Consider the following 16657-nt stretch of genomic DNA (forward strand, 5'->3'; position numbering starts at 1 on the left):
CGATGCACATGGAGCTGTGTATGTTCCTCGCAGTCAGCATCGAGTAATGTACTCGCAGGCTGAAAACCGTGAGTACCATATTTATATTGCCATTCCTGCCGAGGAACCTCCTGTATCTGGCTATCCCGTTATTTATGTGCTGGATGCCAATTCTGTTTTTGGAACCATGGTGGAAGCGGTGCGCGTTCAGGGGAGACGACCTGACAAAACGGGGGTTGTTCCAGCTATCATTGTAGGAATAGGCTATCCAACAGAGGCTCCCTTTCATCCTTCACGATATTACGATCTTACACTGCCTGGGACGGCTGTGGAGCTTCCGGTAAAGCCAAATGAAGATGCCTCCAAAGAAAGCGGGGGCGCCGAGCATTTCTTGTCATTTATTGAAGATGAGCTTAAGCCAATGATCGAGCGTGATTTTCTTATCGACCGCAACCGACAGACGATCTTCGGGCATTCGCTTGGAGGACTGTTCGTATTGCATACCCTGTTTACAAGACCAGACTCTTTTCAGGTGTATGTGGCGGGAAGTCCGTCTATACACTGGGGAGGACAAGTTATTATGGCTGAAGAGAAGCAGTTTGTAGCTTCCATTGCGCAGAAGCATTGGAATAAAAAGCTGCTGATTGCTGTAGGGGAGTTAGAGACTGGACATTTTACTGGCATGCAGGAAAAGGCCAGGGACTTAGCTACGCGTTTAACGACTAGGGACGATCTAGGACTACACGTAGAGTACCGAGAATTTACAGATGAAGGTCATATATCCGTGCTGCCTGTTTTAGTTAGCAGAGCGGTTCGTTTTGCTGCTGATTCCATTTAAATATGCAGTTAGGTATAAAATTTTTGAAAGTGTACTTATAAAATAAATTGCAAGAAATCTGAGGCTGTTTCCTTTAACCGAGCGTATCGGAGAGGAAGCGGCCTTTATTTTTTTTGTAAATGTCATATTGATATTATGGATTATCTGTGTTATTTTATTGTTAATAACAAATTGATAATAACAATATAGAAATAACAAAAAATAAATACTGTAAAGAAAGCGAGGAAGCGCTGATGTTTGGATTTAATTTTGTTAAATTTCAGCCCAGTGAGTATGTCATGAAGGTGAAGAACGGGAAGGTAGTTCGAGAGGGTGTTGGGTTATCTTTTTATTACTACGCGCCGACCACCTCGGTCGTTGTCGTGCCTGTCTCTTCCATTGATGTACCGTTTATGTTTGAAGATATGACAAATGATTTCCAGGCGGTGACCGTGCAGGGGCAACTGACTTATCGGATTGTGGATTACCGCAGAACGACGCAGATTTTAAACTACACGTATGATTTGAAGGAACGTCGCTACATTTCGGACGATCCAAGCAAGCTGGCTCAACGGGTGATTAACATCGCCAAGGTGCTTACCAAAAAGTATTTGGAACGTGTTCCACTCAAAGAAGCGGTTCAGTCCAGTGAACGTCTGGCCCAAAACATGACGAAGGATATTGCTCAGCATACTGAAATGGAGAAACTGGGCATTGAGGTTATGGGGCTGTCCATTTTGGCGGTTTTACCAAATAAGGAGACGATGAGAGCACTGGAAGCGCAGGCGAGAGAAGAAATTCTTCGCAGTGCGGATCACGCATTGTATGAGCGTCGTAACGCATCCATTGAGCAGGAGCGGCGTGTGAAGGAAAATGAGCTGAATACGGAAATTGCGGTGGAGACGAAAAAGAGACAGATTCGCGAAACCCAACTGGATGCCGAGCGTTCCGTAAAGCAAAAGCAAAGTGAGATGAAGGAGGAGCAGCTACGGTTTGACACGGCTTTGGAAGAGAAAAAGCGCGAACTGATTGAGCTGACCGTAACGAATAAAAAGGCCGAAGCTGATGCCAAGGCCTATGAGCTGACAGCGGTGATGAAATCGTTGCAAGATGTCGAGCCTAACGTACTTCAAGCTATGGCCAACATGGATATGAGCCCGGATAAGCTGATTGCGATCGCCTTTCAGGAGCTAGCAGAAAATGCAGGGAAAATTGGTCAGTTGAATATTACGCCTGATCTGCTGCAAGGTCTCATGTCAGATACGGGAACAAGTGGATCAGCAGGATCGAGAGGGTCTGGAGGAAGATCACGATGAGCAGCCGAATGACTGAGCAGAAGATTATTTTGGTGAAGCGTAAAACGCGACTGGAGGAACTGATTGTTCGTTACAATACGGTGCAGCAGGCTCGCTTCTTTATGGAACGGCTGGGTGCGGATTTTAGTGATTATGTGCTGGAGGATGAAAATTACCGCAGGGCGGTGGCAACGGCGACGTCCGAGTTATCGGCCTTGGGGCGTGTCCAGATTGTGGAGCGGGAACATGTGCCGAACTTTATTTTTGGTGAGCAGGATACGGTGGTGGTACTGGGTCAGGATGGGCTGGTAGCCAACACGTTAAAATATTTGACCGAGCAGCCGCTAATCGGCGTAAATCCAGATCCATTGCGCTGGGATGGGTTATTGCTGCCGTTTACTGTATCTGATCTGCGCTGGGTGGTGCCGGATGTGTTCGTGCACAGACGGCCGATTAAGGAGGTTACACTTGCTAAGGCCCAACTAAATGATGGCCAATCCATATATGCTGTGAACGATTTGTTCATCGGGCGCAAAACTCATGTTTCTGCGAGATATGAGCTGAGATTGGAGGATCAGGTAGAGCAGCAATCGTCCAGCGGTATTATTGTTTCTACCGGGTTGGGGGCGACGGGCTGGCTGACCAGTGTGCTGGCTGGAGCGGCCGGGATTGTCGGCAGTGCTACACGGCATCCGGTCTCGCTGACTCCAGATCACCTGATGTCAGATGCTGCTTTCAGCCAGGAAGGGACAGTAGAAGGAATGGGGCATGATCATCGTGCAACCTGGAGCTCGCCTTCGCTTTATTTTACAGTGAGAGAACCATTCCCCAGTCGGACGACTGCTGCGGAGCTGGTGTTTGGACAGGTGGCCGTTGAAAGACCGCTGCGAATTGCTTCGCAGATGCCGGAGAATGGAGTTATTTTTAGTGATGGAGTAGAGAGCGACTTTCTGGAGTTTAATGCTGGCATTGAGGCGACCATTGGACCGGCGGAGAAAAAAGGGCATCTGGTGGTGTAGAGGTTTGTACAGGACGGCAATGGGTAATTATGAGTAAGGTACAACCATCAGATGAAATTAAAAAAGGAGGAATCAACATGAGCGACCACACTCAAGACGAAGCGAAAATCCGCAACAAGAAGAACGAGGACGGAGATTCCTTGATGGAGAAAACGAAGCTGGACAATGGCGTGGATATCGAGCCTGAGGCTGATGAATGGATTGCGAAGCCCTCACCAGTATCATACGATGATACGAAATCCTCTTCGCAGAAATAAGACTCTTGCGTCTCAATAGAGCAGTGATGCTAAGACAGGTGATCCTTAACCGGGTCATCTGTCTTTTTTACATAATTAATTGAATCTGGAATATACCTTCCATACTAGCTCACGACGGCTGCTTACCTCTGTTTTCAAGAAAATGGCTTTCAGATGATCCTGCACCGTGTAGGCCGTAATATGAAGTGCACTTGCCAGTTCCTTGGTAGAAAAGCCTTGGACAATGAGCCGGACAAGCTGTCTCTCTCGTTCAGTCCATGAGTAGATCTCAGCCATAAGCGGCAACATGTCCGTTGCTTTAGCAGGCTCAAACCATACGGCCAGTTGCTTCTCGCCCATATGCTCGCATCCGCCTTGCAGGAGAGTGGCTCTGATCGTGACCCAAGGAGTTTCAGCGTCTGCGGAAGGGATACATAGTCTGGCTGGTGCAGTAGTAGTGGATAGCGCTCGCAAGCTTACCGCCCGGACAGAGGCTGGCAGATCGCCATCATGGATTCCTTCTTGCTGACGTAGCAGCTTTAACCACTGCTCTGCTACTGTATTGGACGAGAGGGGTTCTAGTTGGGCGGAAAGCGTCAAAACCCCTGGCTCCAGTTCATGTTCCATAGCCATAGCGGGGGCTGGAGATACACCGACACTGGTTTGACGCAGATGGTAGGCTATGGATGGCGCTAACGCTTCAAGCAGTTGTTGCTCTTCCGCGCTGAATACAGGCTTTCCATAGTGGCGGAACAACGTAAGAAATCCCCAGCAGCTTCCTTTGTACATAAATGGAATACGCAGCTCATCGCCAAATCCGCTGGGCTGCAAAACATTTCTAAAACGTGTGCTGCGATCCGGCTGGCCTTGTGTAGATCCATGAAGCGTCGCGATAGGCTGTCCTTCTCGCACCAATTGATCGTATTTCATGATATCATCGTGCAGATACTCGTATTCTAGCAGTTTGCTATGAATGTCCTCTACACCCGACTCCGTAAATGCACCCGTGGAAAGCAGCGTACGCGGATCTACCGACGTGCAGCACGCCGCATCGAAAGTAACCTGGGTACGCAAGCGGTCGATTAGCGTGTGCTTGTACAAAGGTGGGGATAGAGCTTTTTTTTCCAGTTCTATAAATGGCTGTCGAGCATTCTTAAGCTGTGCCAATGGTGTACGATGTGCGTTCATTCTTTACTCCTATCGTGAAAGCTGGAGACTCTTCAAAGCGCGTCTTTTTAAATCCCACATTTATGGGATGGTGGATATTCGTATTGTCTTTATAATTGAGAATGATTCTTAATTAAATCTACAATAAACGAATGGTCGCTGAAGATCAAGGCTAAATGTTTGGAGGAGAGCATATATGAAACAACCTCATATTGGAAATACCGACTCAAATCAACCGATGAGCTGGAATCATCCGAATGTGCATAAATACGCGGATACGATTGCTTTAAAAATACCAGGATATGCCCATCTGTATGAGATGACAGATTGTTTGATAACTGCACAGGTTGCAGCACAGGCTCATACCCGAAAGATCGACCCGAATGTGCTCATTGTCGGAGCTGGGGGCGGTCAGGAATTGATTACGATCGGAGGGCGGCATCAGACATGGTCCTTTACGGCAGTTGATCCCTCTGCGCACATGCTGGATTTGGCGCGTCAGCGTGTGTCCCAAGCGGGTATCAGTTCAAAAATATCATTTGTTGCAGGTACGTTGGAAGAGTTGTCTGAAGAACAGCCTGAAGAACAGCTCGAGAAGCATGGCGAAGAGTCATGTAGAGAAGCAGTCTATGATGCTGCTACCTGCCTGCTGGTGCTTCATTTTCTTCAGAGCTTGGAGAGTAAACAGGCATTGTTGCACCAGATATCCGCTCGACTCAAGCCAGGTGCACCTTTTTGTCTAGCATCTATTAATGGGAATCCGCAGGAGCCTTCTTTTTCCCTTCAAATGCAGGCGTGGAAAGCTCATATGCTGAGTCAAGGCATTTCACTGGAGGATTGGGAGCGATTCGCTGCTTCCATCGGTCGCGAGTCAAATCCGGTGTCCAATGCAGCAATACAGGAGTTGCTGATAGATGCAGGTTTTACTCACATCACCCGGTATTATGGAGCTTTTTTAGTAAATGCATGGTTTGCGGTTAAAGGGGGAGAGATGGCTTATGACAAAGGATAACATCATCATTATTGGTGGGTATGGCCATGTTGGGAAAATTGTATGTACGGAATTAAGTGAAATGTTTCCCGGCAAGGTATTTGCCGCAGGCCGCAGTCTGGAACGCGCCACTGCATTCAGCCAACAATCGAATGGCAAGATACGACCCTTGCAGCTTAATATTCATGAGCCGATGGACCCGTCGATATTAAAGCAAGTCAAAATGATTATTATGTGTCTGGATCAGGACAATACAGCCTTGATACGCACCTGTCTTCAGCATGGCGTGCATTACATGGATATTACTGCAAATGCGGCCTTTTTGAGTCAGGTGGAGCAGTGTCATCAGGAGGCCCGAGCTTATCAGGCCACTGTGCTGCTAAGTGTAGGATTAGCTCCAGGGCTAACTAATCTATTGGCATTGCAAGCGACACAGCTCATGGATCAAACGGATGAGCTGAACATATCATTGATGCTGGGCTTGGGTGATCGACACGGTCAGGCTGCGATTGAGTGGACTGTAGATCAGATTCATACCGACTTGGAGGTGATAGAACAGGGACGCCCAGTGACTCGAAGAAGCTTTACCGACGGCATAGTGGCAGACTTTGGTGCAGGAGTGGGTCGTCATCGGGCGTATCGGTTTCCTTTTTCGGATCAACAGACACTTCCACGTACACTCGATGTTCCTACGGTCAGCACACGCCTGTGCTTCGATTCGCGCTTGACCACCCGTCTTCTGGCAGGGCTCCGGACGATAGGAATATTAGGTCTGCTCCGACAGCCAACTGTTCGTGATGCAGTAGTTCGCAGCTTTGGCAAAGTGCATCTAGGAGGAAATGCTGTAGCGGTCAAGGTAGACGCCCAAGGAACTCGCAATGGCAAGGAGACGAGGGTTGAATGCAGGCTAAGGGGACATCATCAGTCTGATTTGACTGCTAAAGCCGCCGTTTTTGCGGCGCTTGCCCTGTATCGTTCAGAACTTCCATATGGTGTTTTTCACATGGAGCAGGTTTTTTCGTGGAATCGCATGCGGGCTTGGCTGGGACAGCAGGTAGACGTAGATATTCAGGTGAACGGACAGCAAGTATAAAAGTCATATATCTGAAAAAAGGACTCTCATATCATCCAAGCTTATTCGGCAATGCCTTGCGGATAGGTCTTGGATTTCTTTTCCTATTGGATTACACTAGAAGGAAGTACATATTTCTGGGAAAGACCAGAGGGGATGATATGAAATGTGGAATCCCTATGAACATAGTAGGCAGCATCCGCACGATTTTATAGTAAAATATCGATTTTACACACCGGAAGAAGGAGGCAGGAAACAACTGCCTATTCAGGGTTATCGCTGCGATTTTTCCTATGAGGGCGACGATATTACAACAACGGGAATTTATGCAATACATCCTGAGTTTGAAGATGAAGAGGGTCAATTGATCATGGATACCAGGCACCCGGTTCACCGGGAAGGTCAGGCAAGAATGTGGATTTTGTTTGGAGAAATGAGGGAAAAGGTACACCGACACCGGATACATGTAGGAACCAGGGGATATTTTATGGAAGGCCCACGCCGAGTCGGTGAAGTTGAAGTTACAAGTCTGGTAGGCCTCTTGACCAATCCGCTAGACTAACTGCTAGAAATCAATCAGAAGGTGCAGTCAGACAGCGAATGGAGGTGTTCAAGCCAAGATGGATATCGCTTATATTATCGATTTATTACGTAAAGACGATGTAACCTTAACCCCAGGCTTATCCACCCAGGAGATTACTGAGGTCGAAGACAGGTATGATATTCACTTTCCGCCCGACTTAAGAGAGCTGCTGATGAACGTTCTTCCAGTTGGTAAAAGCTTCATCCCATGGAGAGATACGTCACCACAGCGGATGGGTGTCATTCAGCAAAGGCTGAATTGGCCGCTTGAAGGTATGATTTTTGATGTAGAACAGAATATGTTCTGGCATTCTGAATGGGGGAATAGACCAACAGATTTGGAGGAAGCCGTTGATACATGTAAACGTGAGTTTTTGCGTGTGCCCAAGCTGATCCCCGTCTATGGTCACCGATATATCCCAGAGCAGCCATGTGAAGAAGGAAATCCGGTATTTTCAGTGTATCAAACGGATATTATCGTGTATGGAGAAAGTTTGCAGGAGTATTTCAAGCTGGAATTTGGGGAGAAGACTTACGAACAGATTAATTTTGAGGCGGTAAAAACAGTTCGCTTTTGGAGTGATTTATGTAGCTGAATCGCCGAATCGTTAGGAAATTAAATAAGTCGAGATAAAGGAAGGAGAACATAAGGTGAAGAAGGAGCAAGAATTGGAAGAGATCAAAGAAAGGTTGACCCAGATCGAGACCAAACTGGAACAAAAGTCGGCTTCCAGCAAAATCTTAAAGTACATGATCATCATTTTCTTGTCTATTTTTTTCTTGCTTGTTGTGATCGGTGTTGTCCAGTTTGTCTCGAGCTGATCGGTAAAAATTTTTATGGACAGAAAGGAGCTTGTTATGTCTATAGAAGCCATTATTTTTGATCTGGATAATACACTGATTAATCGTAAACAGGCATTTGCTGCATATACGGAGCGGTTTATAGAACGATTTATTGTGGCAGAAGAACCAGCCAGCCGTGCGGCGGTCATTGAACGAATACGTCTGGCAGATCAGGACGGCTACCGGGATAAAAGGGAGCTGTATACGGAGCTGCATGCAGACCTGAAACTGAAAAATCCCGATACGACAGTACAGGAGATGCTGGGCTTTTGGTATGGTAAATTTCATAAGTTTACGGTTTTGATGGACGGAGTCAAGGAAGTGCTGTCCGAACTGCGGTCTCGGGGCTTGAAGCTTGGTATGATTACCAACGGTTCACTCCGTACACAGCAGGCGAAGATTGACCGAGTGATGCTGAGAGATTATGTGGATTCCATTATTGTATCGGGCGGAGTCAACGTCGAGAAGCCTAATCCTCGTATTTTCGAGTTGGCACTGCGTGAGTTGGACATTTCCGAACCTGGTCATGCCTGCTATGTAGGCGATCATCCGACGAATGATATTCGGGGTGCGCAAAGTGCAGGATTGCATACCATTTGGCTGGAAGGCTTTATGACGTGGAATGAAGCAGGCATTGTACCGGATCATCAGATTCAGAGCCTACGTGAAATCACTGGCTGGCTGGATCGTCTCAGTTATCCATCCAATATGGAGGAGGGAGCATCATGAGTATGGAGCAGCAACCGAATCCCATTCTGTTATCATTCCCGGAACAATTCCAGACGGAGCGATTGACTATACGCGCTCCGCAATGGGGCGATGGTGCGGCGGTCAATGAGGCGATACGCGAGAGTGTACATGAGCTGCGGCCTTGGCTTCCTTTTGCGAGAAATCTCCCTACGGTAGAGGAATCTGAAATCCGTTCACGCCAAGCCAGACTTAAATTTCTGGATCGGTCTGACATGGTGCTGTACGTATTTGATACGGCTTCAGGACAATTTGTAGCCAGCAGCGGTCTGCATCGAATTAATTGGGATGCACGAAGATTTGAAATTGGATATTGGCTCAGAACATCATGGACCGGAAAAGGTATTATAACCGAGGCTGTGCACGGTATTACGGATTTTGCCATACAGCATTTGCATGCCAATCGGGTGGAAATTCGTTGTGATTCCAGAAACACGCGCAGCGCCAAGGTAGCAGAACGTGCAGGTTTTACACTGGAGGGAATTTTAAGAAACATCGAGTATGATGAAGAGGGATGCATGGCACACCAAATGGTTTTTGCCAAGGTGCGTGGTGTTGAATTTTAGCAAGCGATAGTATGATATTGCGGGGGCTTATTATGATTCATGATATGACGAAAAATACAGACAAGTTGGTGTGCATACAATATGACAGCAGCTTAAGGTTCAGCAATCTTGCAAGCGCTATCCCAAAAGAAGGATTGACAAAGTTTACAGCAGCATTGCGGAGATTTTCCAGTGTCAGGAAAGGTAGTTTAGTATGAGAAAACTTCATAAGAGCAGCAATTGGGAAATTAATCGGGAAATAAAGGGAAAGTTCCACTGGAAGACCCGCGCTGCGTATCTGGTTGCCGTGCTGGTCATGATCTTGTTGGGCTTGGGAAGCAGAGCTTTCTCCACCCGGTTACCTGCATTCGTTGCCAATCACTTTGGGGATGCCTTGTGGGCGTGCATGATTTATTTTGGGCTGAGAATGTTGTGGGTGAATCGTCGGTTGTCTGTAGCCCTTTGGTGCAGTTTGCTGTTTTGCTTCGCTATTGAATTCAGTCAGATGTACCAGGCTCCCTGGATTAACCACATCCGGGCGACGACCCTGGGCGGCCTAGTGCTGGGCAAAGGGTTTCTGACCGTGGATCTGATCAGGTACACGGTTGGTATTATGATATCCTGGGCACTGGACCAAGGCTGCCAAAGGCTGGCGGGGATCAATAAACGTTAGACGATGACAAACCACTCAAATAATCTGAGAAGCGAGGGTTGCGCTTGAAACAAAAGAGAAAGCGTCACAGGTTGTTCGGTAAGATGGTTGGGTTATGCGCGGGGTTCAGCTTGTTGTTTGCAACCATACTTATTCCAGGGCAGGCATTAGCCGAAAAGCAGCTTGCAGCGCCTCTTCGTTTTGATTTTGGCCCTGGGGATGTAGCAGACGGCTACACCCAGGTCACTGCTAAGGATGCTTACACGCCTGAGCGTGGCTATGGATTTACCGATCTTTCCAAGGTAAATGAAGAGAACCGTGGTGGAAGTGATGCTATCCGCTCAGATTTTGTGCGTGTTCAAGGCTCATCCTTTGTCGTCAATTTACCACCTGCGGATTACACGCTTTCTCTAATTGCCGGAGATACTGCCGGAAACACGGATATTACGGTTAAAGCCGAATCCATTGTTAAAGTAGAACCTACCACCAAAACAGCAGGACAATTTGTTGAGGCTGGGTTTGAGCTAGCACTCATCGACGGTCAGCTCGAATTGTATCTTTCGGGAGATGAAGCGAAGATTAACGCCTTGGTTATCACTCCCAATAAAGCTCGAACGGCTGGAGAACATCCTTCCGTATACCTGGCGGGCGATTCTACGGTTCAAACTTACAAAGCCTCGATGAAGCCTCAGGCAGGCTGGGGGCAAATGATTGCTCCATTTTTTACAGATGAGACTATTTTTGTGAACCGTTCTATTGGTGGACGTAGCACGAAGACTTTTTTGGTTCAAGGGCGGTTAGATGATATTTTACGGAATATCCGTCCAGGAGATTATCTGTTCATACAGTTTGGGCATAATGATGCCGCTATCAATAATCAGGAGCGTTATGTTTCACCTGCCGATTATAAAGTTTACTTGAAAACGTACATCCAAGGAGCCACCCAACGCGGTGCGATCCCTGTGCTAATTACTCCTGTAGGCCGCCGCGATTATGATGCAGCAAGTGCTTCGTTTCGGATTAGTTTCCCGGAATATGTGCAGGCGATGAAGGAAACAGCATCAGAGACGGGGGTAGCACTGATCAATCTTAGTCAATTGAGTGTAGCCTACTATGATACACTAGGCCTGGAAGGAACACTTCCACTGTTTTTACATTTGGAGCCAGGTGTGTTTCCTGCATTTCCTGATGGCGTGAAGGATGATACACATTTTCAGGAGTATGGTGCGGAGCAAATAGCCCGCTTGGTAGCCCAAGGGGTTCGTGACTTGAATATTCCTTTATCCTCAAATGTAAAGACGGAGAATCTGCAATAGCACCGAATTTCCATAACCATGATATACTCAGAAAATAAGCTGGCCCTACCCAAACCCAGCATGATTTAGGCTTGGGTGGGGCTTTAATGTTCTGGACTTTAAGGAGGAAGTAGTATGACAGTAGCTCAACTTCATAATCTTATCAACGGTCAACTCCTGCATAATCAGCATCGGAGTTTATTTTATATGCGCGAGGGCTCTGTTCTGTTAGGACCATCAACGGAAATGACGTACTGGCTGACGCAGCGAAGCTCGGAACTGATCCTCATGCTTCAAAGCTTGAAGCGCCAGCATACGTATCATGTTTTTGTGAAGGATGTAGCGGCCAAAATACTGTCTCAGTTTGTAAATACCAATCAGTATCTACATTTTCACACAGATCATGCGAGGGAGCTTGCGGAGCTGTATGATCGATTCTTCACCCGGATTGAAAAGCTGTTCCCAATAAAATCTATGGCAGGGGCAACTCTGGAATTACTGCTCCAGCAGCATTATGGGTATTTAAGAGATTTTTTAATTCGTACCAATGGAAGTGAAATGTTTGCTAAGTATGCAGAGAATGAATATACCTTTTGGGTACCTTGTGAGGAATATACACCGGAGTTGCAAGCGAATCTGCTAGGATTAGACATTGCTCGTTTGCAAGAGCCTGTTCTAGATGTTGGCTGCGGATCAGAGGCACGGTTGGTTACTTATTTACGTGCCTATGGAATTGAGGCATACGGAACAGATCGGCTGGCTGAAACAGACGGTTGTATCACCCGAGGAGATTGGTTAGCGACTACTTTTGAAGAAAGTACATGGGGAACGATCGTTTCACATATGGCATTCTCCAATCATTTTATACATCATCATCTGAAGACAGACGGTAATATTCATGAGTACGCTCATAAATATATGGAATTGCTTAGAGCCATTCGGCCAGGAGGGAGCTTTATTTACAGTCCATGTCTCCTATTCATGGAAGAGCTTTTGGATGCCCGCATGGGGTATCAAGTAGAGTATATCGAGTCCTCTAAAGGTTACAGAGCTACGAAAATAACGCGTATACATTCATAAGTGCTAGTATCAATCATTTGTCAGATTCACTCTTGGAATGGTAGTATAAGGATAGATATTACTCTATTTGGGATTCTGTTAATGATCGGGATTCCCATGACGTTAATTTGATAGCATAGTTGCCCTGAATAATAAATTATTGTATAGATAACGGAATTTTTCAGGGAAGATTAAACCATATTTTCCTAAAAGCCGATATATGGAAATGAGGCGAGAACACACTGTTATTATGCCCGCCGCAAAATGGAGGTATATAATTGGGTTAGGAGAGTAGAAGAAGTGTCCGATTTGTATACGAAAAAAGAAGTAGAAGATTATGTAACGAACGTAGTTTTCGAACGACCTTTAGGTGTAAGCATTGCAGCTATTTTACTAATTTTTAATGGAGCACTCCTGTTGGTGACACAGCTATTGACGCTCAATGCACTAAATGAGGCTTCTACGTTATTAGGCATGTGCAGAGGCATGTTTCAAGGGTTTATCGCATTGCTCGGTTTGGCAGGAACGGCTGCCGGTATTGGTATGTTGTTCGGTAAGAAGTGGGCTTGGTGGCTGGCATTATTTTATTTTACATATGAGACCATGCGTTATGCGTGTGCAATTCTGTTTATTCCCGATGTCTCCCCAATGTTAGGCGGTGTGCAGCTAAGCCCTGCTCTATACTACGTTAAATATGGTATGCGTATTATTTGGAATTTATTGTTTACATTGTTTATGTGCCGTAGTACGGTAACCGGCTTTTTTCAAACAAGTAAAATCAACAAGTGGAGAGCATGTATCGCATTATTCTTCATCAATGGATTGATGGTGGGGATCGGCTGGTGGTTGACAAGGTAGGTTCTGTGAATGTGAAGGAGGAGATGAATGATGACAATGGAAACGTTTCCGATTCTGGAAACCGATCGGCTTCGTTTAAGACAGCTTACATTAGGAGACGCGAGGGATGTATTTGCCTATTTTTCCAGAGATGAGGTCACAAAATATTATGATTTGGAAAGTTTTACGGAGGTAGAGCAAGCTGAGAAATTTATTCGTTCCATGCTAACCAGATACGAGAAGCAAGCGGGTTTTCGTTGGGGAATTACGTTAAAAGAAGCTCCTGAGCAGGTGGTGGGTACAATTGGATTTCATAACTGGCAGAAGGAGCACTCTCGTATTGAAATTGGCTATGAGCTGGCGCCGGAATATTGGCAACAAGGGCTGATGACAGAAGCGTTGAGAGCGGTAGTGGATTATGGCTTTCAATTGCCGCAGGTTCACCGTATAGAAGCCTTCATTGATCCAGATAACGAAGGCTCCAGACGGCTGCTGCTCAAAAGTGGCTTTACTAAAGAGGGTCACCTGAGAGATTACTTCTATGAAAAAGGTCAGTTTGTTGACGCTGTTGTTTTTGGCTATCTTCGGACGGAGTTTCCCGTAAAGCAGTAAGTTTATAAATATCCTTTGTCTCCGTAAGGCTGGAGTCGATCAAGCCAGGTCTGCTCCAGCTTTGCCAATGCATCTTTGACATCAAAGAATTCCGAATCTTTTTTCTTCAAAACGTCCAGCACTTCAAATTCAAACGAATCTTCGCCATATTCATTCCATTCCTGTTGTAGTGGTTTGTTCTTAAATCCACCCATTTGCAGCTCAAAACGCCGTCCATTCAGCGACTTTAAATTCGGCGTGGAAGCGACAAAAATTTTCCCATTGCGTGTATTGCGAATACAATAGATTCCTGCCTCTGTCTTCATCTCCATGTATTGCTGAACTAGTTCTTTTCTTCGATCCATTGTCCAATCCTCCTATTTGAGCATTTTGCATAAATCCCAAGAGCGTTTTCAAATCAGCAATGTATAGATCGAAACGCTTTAGTTCGTCTATATATTGTACCTACGAGCGTCGAGAATCGAATTATGCAAAATGCTGATTTTATAAGCGCCTAGCTTCAAGATTCCTTCAACCAATATTCACTGCCATCCGGTTTGCGATCCAATAGACCGTATTCAATCATATATCTTCGCACCGTGACATAATCGTCATATACTTCCTGTAAAATCGCATTGATATCTTTCTCATGATATATTTGTCCCTTCACAAAACGGTCCGCAATTTCACGCAGCACAATCAGCTTGTGCTTTTCTTGCATTTTAAAGGTCTTTAGGCGCCCGTCTGTACCCTTCGGAAAATACTTCGTGAGTACCTTTTGCCTCTCGTCTTCCGTAATGTTGTAGCGTTCATCTACCATCCGTGCTCGTACGGGTACTTCTACCATGGCGGGAGCGTGATGGTCTTTCTCCTTTAACAGTTCCATTAATGTGAGAAATACTTTGGCCTGTCGTTCTTTTTCCTTGAGACCAAAGCGATGATTGCGTATGGTAGATGCGCTGCCGATTCCGGTTTCCTTTTGAATGTCCGTATCACCCATGCCTTGATAAAATAACTGAAGTAACCGATTCTGGTGATCCGTCAGTCCGGTCAGCTTTTTGTCCAGACCGATCAAATAGTCAAAGACCGAACCGTACGTCCGCTCAATATGAAGACGCATATACCGCTCCGCGTCATAAAATACCCCTTGATCCTGATATATGATGCCTTGTTCATATCGTTGTCCGTCCAGCAGGCAAACCACCTGCTCCCCTTGGCGAATATATCCGCGCTTCAGTTCTTCGATACCAGCATTCCAGAATAGTTCGGAATGGTCCATTTTAGCAAACACCTCAATTAAATGATGATTATTTTATAGACAATATAGCATTTTGTTTATTTTAAATCAATGGGTGGATATTTCTTTAGGATCTCGAACATGTTCGCTATATACAAAACAGATATAGGATTGTTATCATATGTAAATTGTTGAAATGCATAAGGTTGGATAGTTTCTATATATTGTAATAAGGCGGGGGACTATGAACAAAATGCGATTAGAAGAAGCCATAGAAAGTGGAGATTTAAAGGAAGCGATAAGGATTATAGAGGATGTGGGTGAAAAGCAGGATCATACATTCACTCCAATATTATTGAGATATTTAGTAACGACGGATAGTATATTGCTGAGAAATGCAATCGCTGTTACGTTAGCCGATCTAGGAGACAATGAAGCGGTGTTGCCTCTTTTCGACTTGTTAAGAAATCCCAAGACGAAGGGGAATAGAGGCACAATTTTATATGCTCTAGGATTCTTTGACGTATCTACTCATGTTATGGCGCTGGTAGATTTACTGGATGATACCTTTGAAGCGACAATCCTATCAATTGATAAGTACCGTGCAAGATAAAATCTCTGAGGCTCAAAAGGAACTATGTAGGCAAATGATAAGAAGAAAGCTGGCCGATCATAAAAACAAACATAAGCGTGATTTTTTGTTGGAGTCTTTAGGGCTTTTTACATGAGGACTTTAAACCTTATCGGCTTCAAAATAATTGATTATTCTACCTAAGAAGCTAAAAATGATACCTTAAATGCTACATTCCTTAAAATTATTGTGAGGAGATATGATACAAAATGAGGCAGAGATTTGCTGTCATGGATGATGAAAGTGGGCTCACAGTTGGTTATTGTCAAGATGTGGTTGGGCTAACGGGTGATATTATGGTCGAAACGTATGAAAAGGTCATTTTTGAACAATTTGTCTTTAATGAGGAATTCATAAGAAACATAGCAAAGACAAAACAATCTGTATCCAACTTGTGCATTGTGATTTTAAATGACGAAGAAAAAGGGATTGGAAGCTATTATTATCACCTACCTGAATCCTTTATAATCCATAAACTAAATTACAATAAAGGAAACTTCAATCTGGAACTAACCGGTATACTTGAAACGAAGCCTTCTCCTGTTGAATTAAGATTATGGGAGTTCTTAAAGTGCTCTCAGTCGCTTGAAAATAATATATGGCAAGGCTTTTCTAACGAAGAACGGTCTGGATGGCTAAATGTGACTAGAATACATTCTGCATCTAATCATTTTGCCAGACCGGATAAACGAGGAGAAGTCTACACCTTAGACGGGGAATACATATTTGATGTTACAACATTTTTTATAGCACTTGGTGAAGCGATTAATGGGCCCGGTGGGTACTATGGATTTAGCCTGGACAGTATATCGGACTGTCTCTGTGGAGGTTTTGGGGCAGTAGGACCGTTCACGATCCATTGGAAAAACGCACATTATTTCTTGGAAAGATTCGAGGAAGAATGGGATCAAGAAGAGAGAAGTTATGGATTTTCACCACAGCAATATTTTATGGATCTTTTAACGATCTTAGTATCAGGTGGTGTCACCGTGAATTTTTCTTCGAATTAAGATGGCAAAGCTAGAAGGGAATTTTGAAATGGAATATAAATTAATGCAACCA

Annotated in this window: 20 protein-coding genes and 1 pseudogene; 18 read left to right on the forward strand and 3 right to left on the reverse strand. The window is 45.2% G+C overall.

What is annotated here, in order from left to right; genetic code table 11:
• Window positions 1-46 precede the first annotated feature (46 nt).
• The 4 genes from MMB75_RS08145 to MMB75_RS08160 all read left to right on the forward strand — a co-directional run bounded on the left by MMB75_RS08145 (window position 47) and on the right by MMB75_RS08160 (window position 3367).
• The gene (locus MMB75_RS08145; protein WP_045243999.1) at window positions 47-817 is read left to right on the forward strand and encodes an alpha/beta hydrolase; all 771 of its coding nucleotides are present in this window, start codon (window positions 47-49) and stop codon (window positions 815-817) included.
• 233 nt (window positions 818-1050) lie between these two features.
• On the forward strand, window positions 1051-2112 hold the full coding sequence (locus MMB75_RS08150; RefSeq protein WP_016820615.1) for an SPFH domain-containing protein: 1062 nt from the start codon (window positions 1051-1053) through the stop codon (window positions 2110-2112).
• Complete coding sequence (locus MMB75_RS08155) at window positions 2109-3110, forward strand: NAD(+)/NADH kinase (RefSeq protein WP_045243998.1); 1002 nt, start codon at window positions 2109-2111, stop codon at window positions 3108-3110. The genes MMB75_RS08150 and MMB75_RS08155 overlap by 4 nt, the downstream gene beginning before the upstream one ends.
• A gap of 77 nt (window positions 3111-3187) precedes the next feature.
• Window positions 3188-3367: a hypothetical protein gene (locus MMB75_RS08160; RefSeq protein ID WP_013370039.1), complete on the forward strand. Its 180-nt coding sequence runs from the start codon at window positions 3188-3190 to the stop codon at window positions 3365-3367.
• A gap of 75 nt (window positions 3368-3442) precedes the next feature.
• On the opposite strand, the gene MMB75_RS08165 is transcribed toward MMB75_RS08160, so the two are convergent.
• On the reverse strand, window positions 3443-4534 hold the full coding sequence (locus tag MMB75_RS08165) for a LuxR C-terminal-related transcriptional regulator (RefSeq protein ID WP_045243997.1): 1092 nt from the start codon (window positions 4532-4534) through the stop codon (window positions 3443-3445).
• A 175-nt stretch (window positions 4535-4709) separates the two neighbouring features.
• On the opposite strand from MMB75_RS08165, the gene MMB75_RS08170 reads away from it, so the two are divergent.
• The 12 genes and pseudogenes from MMB75_RS08170 to MMB75_RS08225 all read left to right on the forward strand — a co-directional run bounded on the left by MMB75_RS08170 (window position 4710) and on the right by MMB75_RS08225 (window position 13748).
• Window positions 4710-5525, forward strand: coding sequence for a class I SAM-dependent methyltransferase (locus MMB75_RS08170; RefSeq protein WP_045243996.1), 816 nt, complete (start codon window positions 4710-4712; stop codon window positions 5523-5525).
• Complete coding sequence (locus MMB75_RS08175) at window positions 5512-6597, forward strand: saccharopine dehydrogenase family protein (protein ID WP_045243995.1); 1086 nt, start codon at window positions 5512-5514, stop codon at window positions 6595-6597. Before MMB75_RS08170 ends, MMB75_RS08175 begins: the two co-directional genes overlap by 14 nt.
• Before the next feature lie 145 nt (window positions 6598-6742).
• A complete protein-coding gene (locus MMB75_RS08180; RefSeq protein ID WP_045243994.1) occupies window positions 6743-7138 on the forward strand; it encodes a hypothetical protein in 396 nt (131 codons plus the stop codon).
• A gap of 58 nt (window positions 7139-7196) precedes the next feature.
• Complete coding sequence (locus MMB75_RS08185) at window positions 7197-7754, forward strand: SMI1/KNR4 family protein (RefSeq protein ID WP_045243993.1); 558 nt, start codon at window positions 7197-7199, stop codon at window positions 7752-7754.
• Between the two features lie 55 nt (window positions 7755-7809).
• Complete coding sequence (locus MMB75_RS08190) at window positions 7810-7980, forward strand: hypothetical protein (RefSeq protein ID WP_186290455.1); 171 nt, start codon at window positions 7810-7812, stop codon at window positions 7978-7980.
• 36 nt (window positions 7981-8016) lie between these two features.
• The gene (locus MMB75_RS08195; protein ID WP_045243992.1) at window positions 8017-8730 is read left to right on the forward strand and encodes an HAD family hydrolase; all 714 of its coding nucleotides are present in this window, start codon (window positions 8017-8019) and stop codon (window positions 8728-8730) included.
• Window positions 8727-9314 carry a GNAT family N-acetyltransferase gene (locus tag MMB75_RS08200; protein WP_016820606.1) on the forward strand — a complete coding sequence of 196 codons (588 nt, stop codon included), beginning with the start codon at window positions 8727-8729 and terminating at the stop codon, window positions 9312-9314. The genes MMB75_RS08195 and MMB75_RS08200 overlap by 4 nt, the downstream gene beginning before the upstream one ends.
• Window positions 9315-9507: 193 nt before the next feature.
• A pseudogene (locus tag MMB75_RS08205) lies at window positions 9508-9989 on the forward strand (ribosomal maturation YjgA family protein).
• 60 nt (window positions 9990-10049) lie between these two features.
• On the forward strand, window positions 10050-11261 hold the full coding sequence (locus tag MMB75_RS08210; protein ID WP_045243990.1) for a rhamnogalacturonan acetylesterase: 1212 nt from the start codon (window positions 10050-10052) through the stop codon (window positions 11259-11261).
• A gap of 114 nt (window positions 11262-11375) precedes the next feature.
• Window positions 11376-12320, forward strand: coding sequence for a class I SAM-dependent methyltransferase (locus MMB75_RS08215; RefSeq protein WP_045243989.1), 945 nt, complete (start codon window positions 11376-11378; stop codon window positions 12318-12320).
• 279 nt (window positions 12321-12599) lie between these two features.
• On the forward strand, window positions 12600-13157 hold the full coding sequence (locus MMB75_RS08220; protein WP_016820601.1) for a hypothetical protein: 558 nt from the start codon (window positions 12600-12602) through the stop codon (window positions 13155-13157).
• Window positions 13158-13187: 30 nt separating this feature from the next.
• Complete coding sequence (locus MMB75_RS08225) at window positions 13188-13748, forward strand: GNAT family N-acetyltransferase (RefSeq protein WP_025364380.1); 561 nt, start codon at window positions 13188-13190, stop codon at window positions 13746-13748.
• 2 nt (window positions 13749-13750) lie between these two features.
• Here the strand turns inward: MMB75_RS08225 and MMB75_RS08230 are convergent, their stop codons facing one another.
• Both MMB75_RS08230 and MMB75_RS08235 read right to left on the reverse strand, forming a co-directional pair.
• The gene (locus MMB75_RS08230; protein ID WP_016820599.1) at window positions 13751-14092 is read right to left on the reverse strand and encodes a GIY-YIG nuclease family protein; all 342 of its coding nucleotides are present in this window, start codon (window positions 14090-14092) and stop codon (window positions 13751-13753) included.
• A gap of 155 nt (window positions 14093-14247) precedes the next feature.
• Complete coding sequence (locus tag MMB75_RS08235; protein ID WP_045243988.1) at window positions 14248-15006, reverse strand: DUF2087 domain-containing protein; 759 nt, start codon at window positions 15004-15006, stop codon at window positions 14248-14250.
• Between the two features lie 202 nt (window positions 15007-15208).
• Between MMB75_RS08235 and MMB75_RS08240 the strand changes: the two genes are divergently transcribed.
• Window positions 15209-15577 carry a HEAT repeat domain-containing protein gene (locus tag MMB75_RS08240; protein WP_230681846.1) on the forward strand — a complete coding sequence of 123 codons (369 nt, stop codon included), beginning with the start codon at window positions 15209-15211 and terminating at the stop codon, window positions 15575-15577.
• Between the two features lie 227 nt (window positions 15578-15804).
• Window positions 15805-16605 carry a barstar family protein gene (locus MMB75_RS08245; RefSeq protein ID WP_045243987.1) on the forward strand — a complete coding sequence of 267 codons (801 nt, stop codon included), beginning with the start codon at window positions 15805-15807 and terminating at the stop codon, window positions 16603-16605.
• Window positions 16606-16657: the final 52 nt, after the last annotated feature.

This window comes from Paenibacillus sp. P2(2022) (assembly GCF_029522175.1).
GTDB classification, from domain to species: Bacteria; Bacillota; Bacilli; order Paenibacillales; family Paenibacillaceae; genus Paenibacillus; species Paenibacillus polymyxa.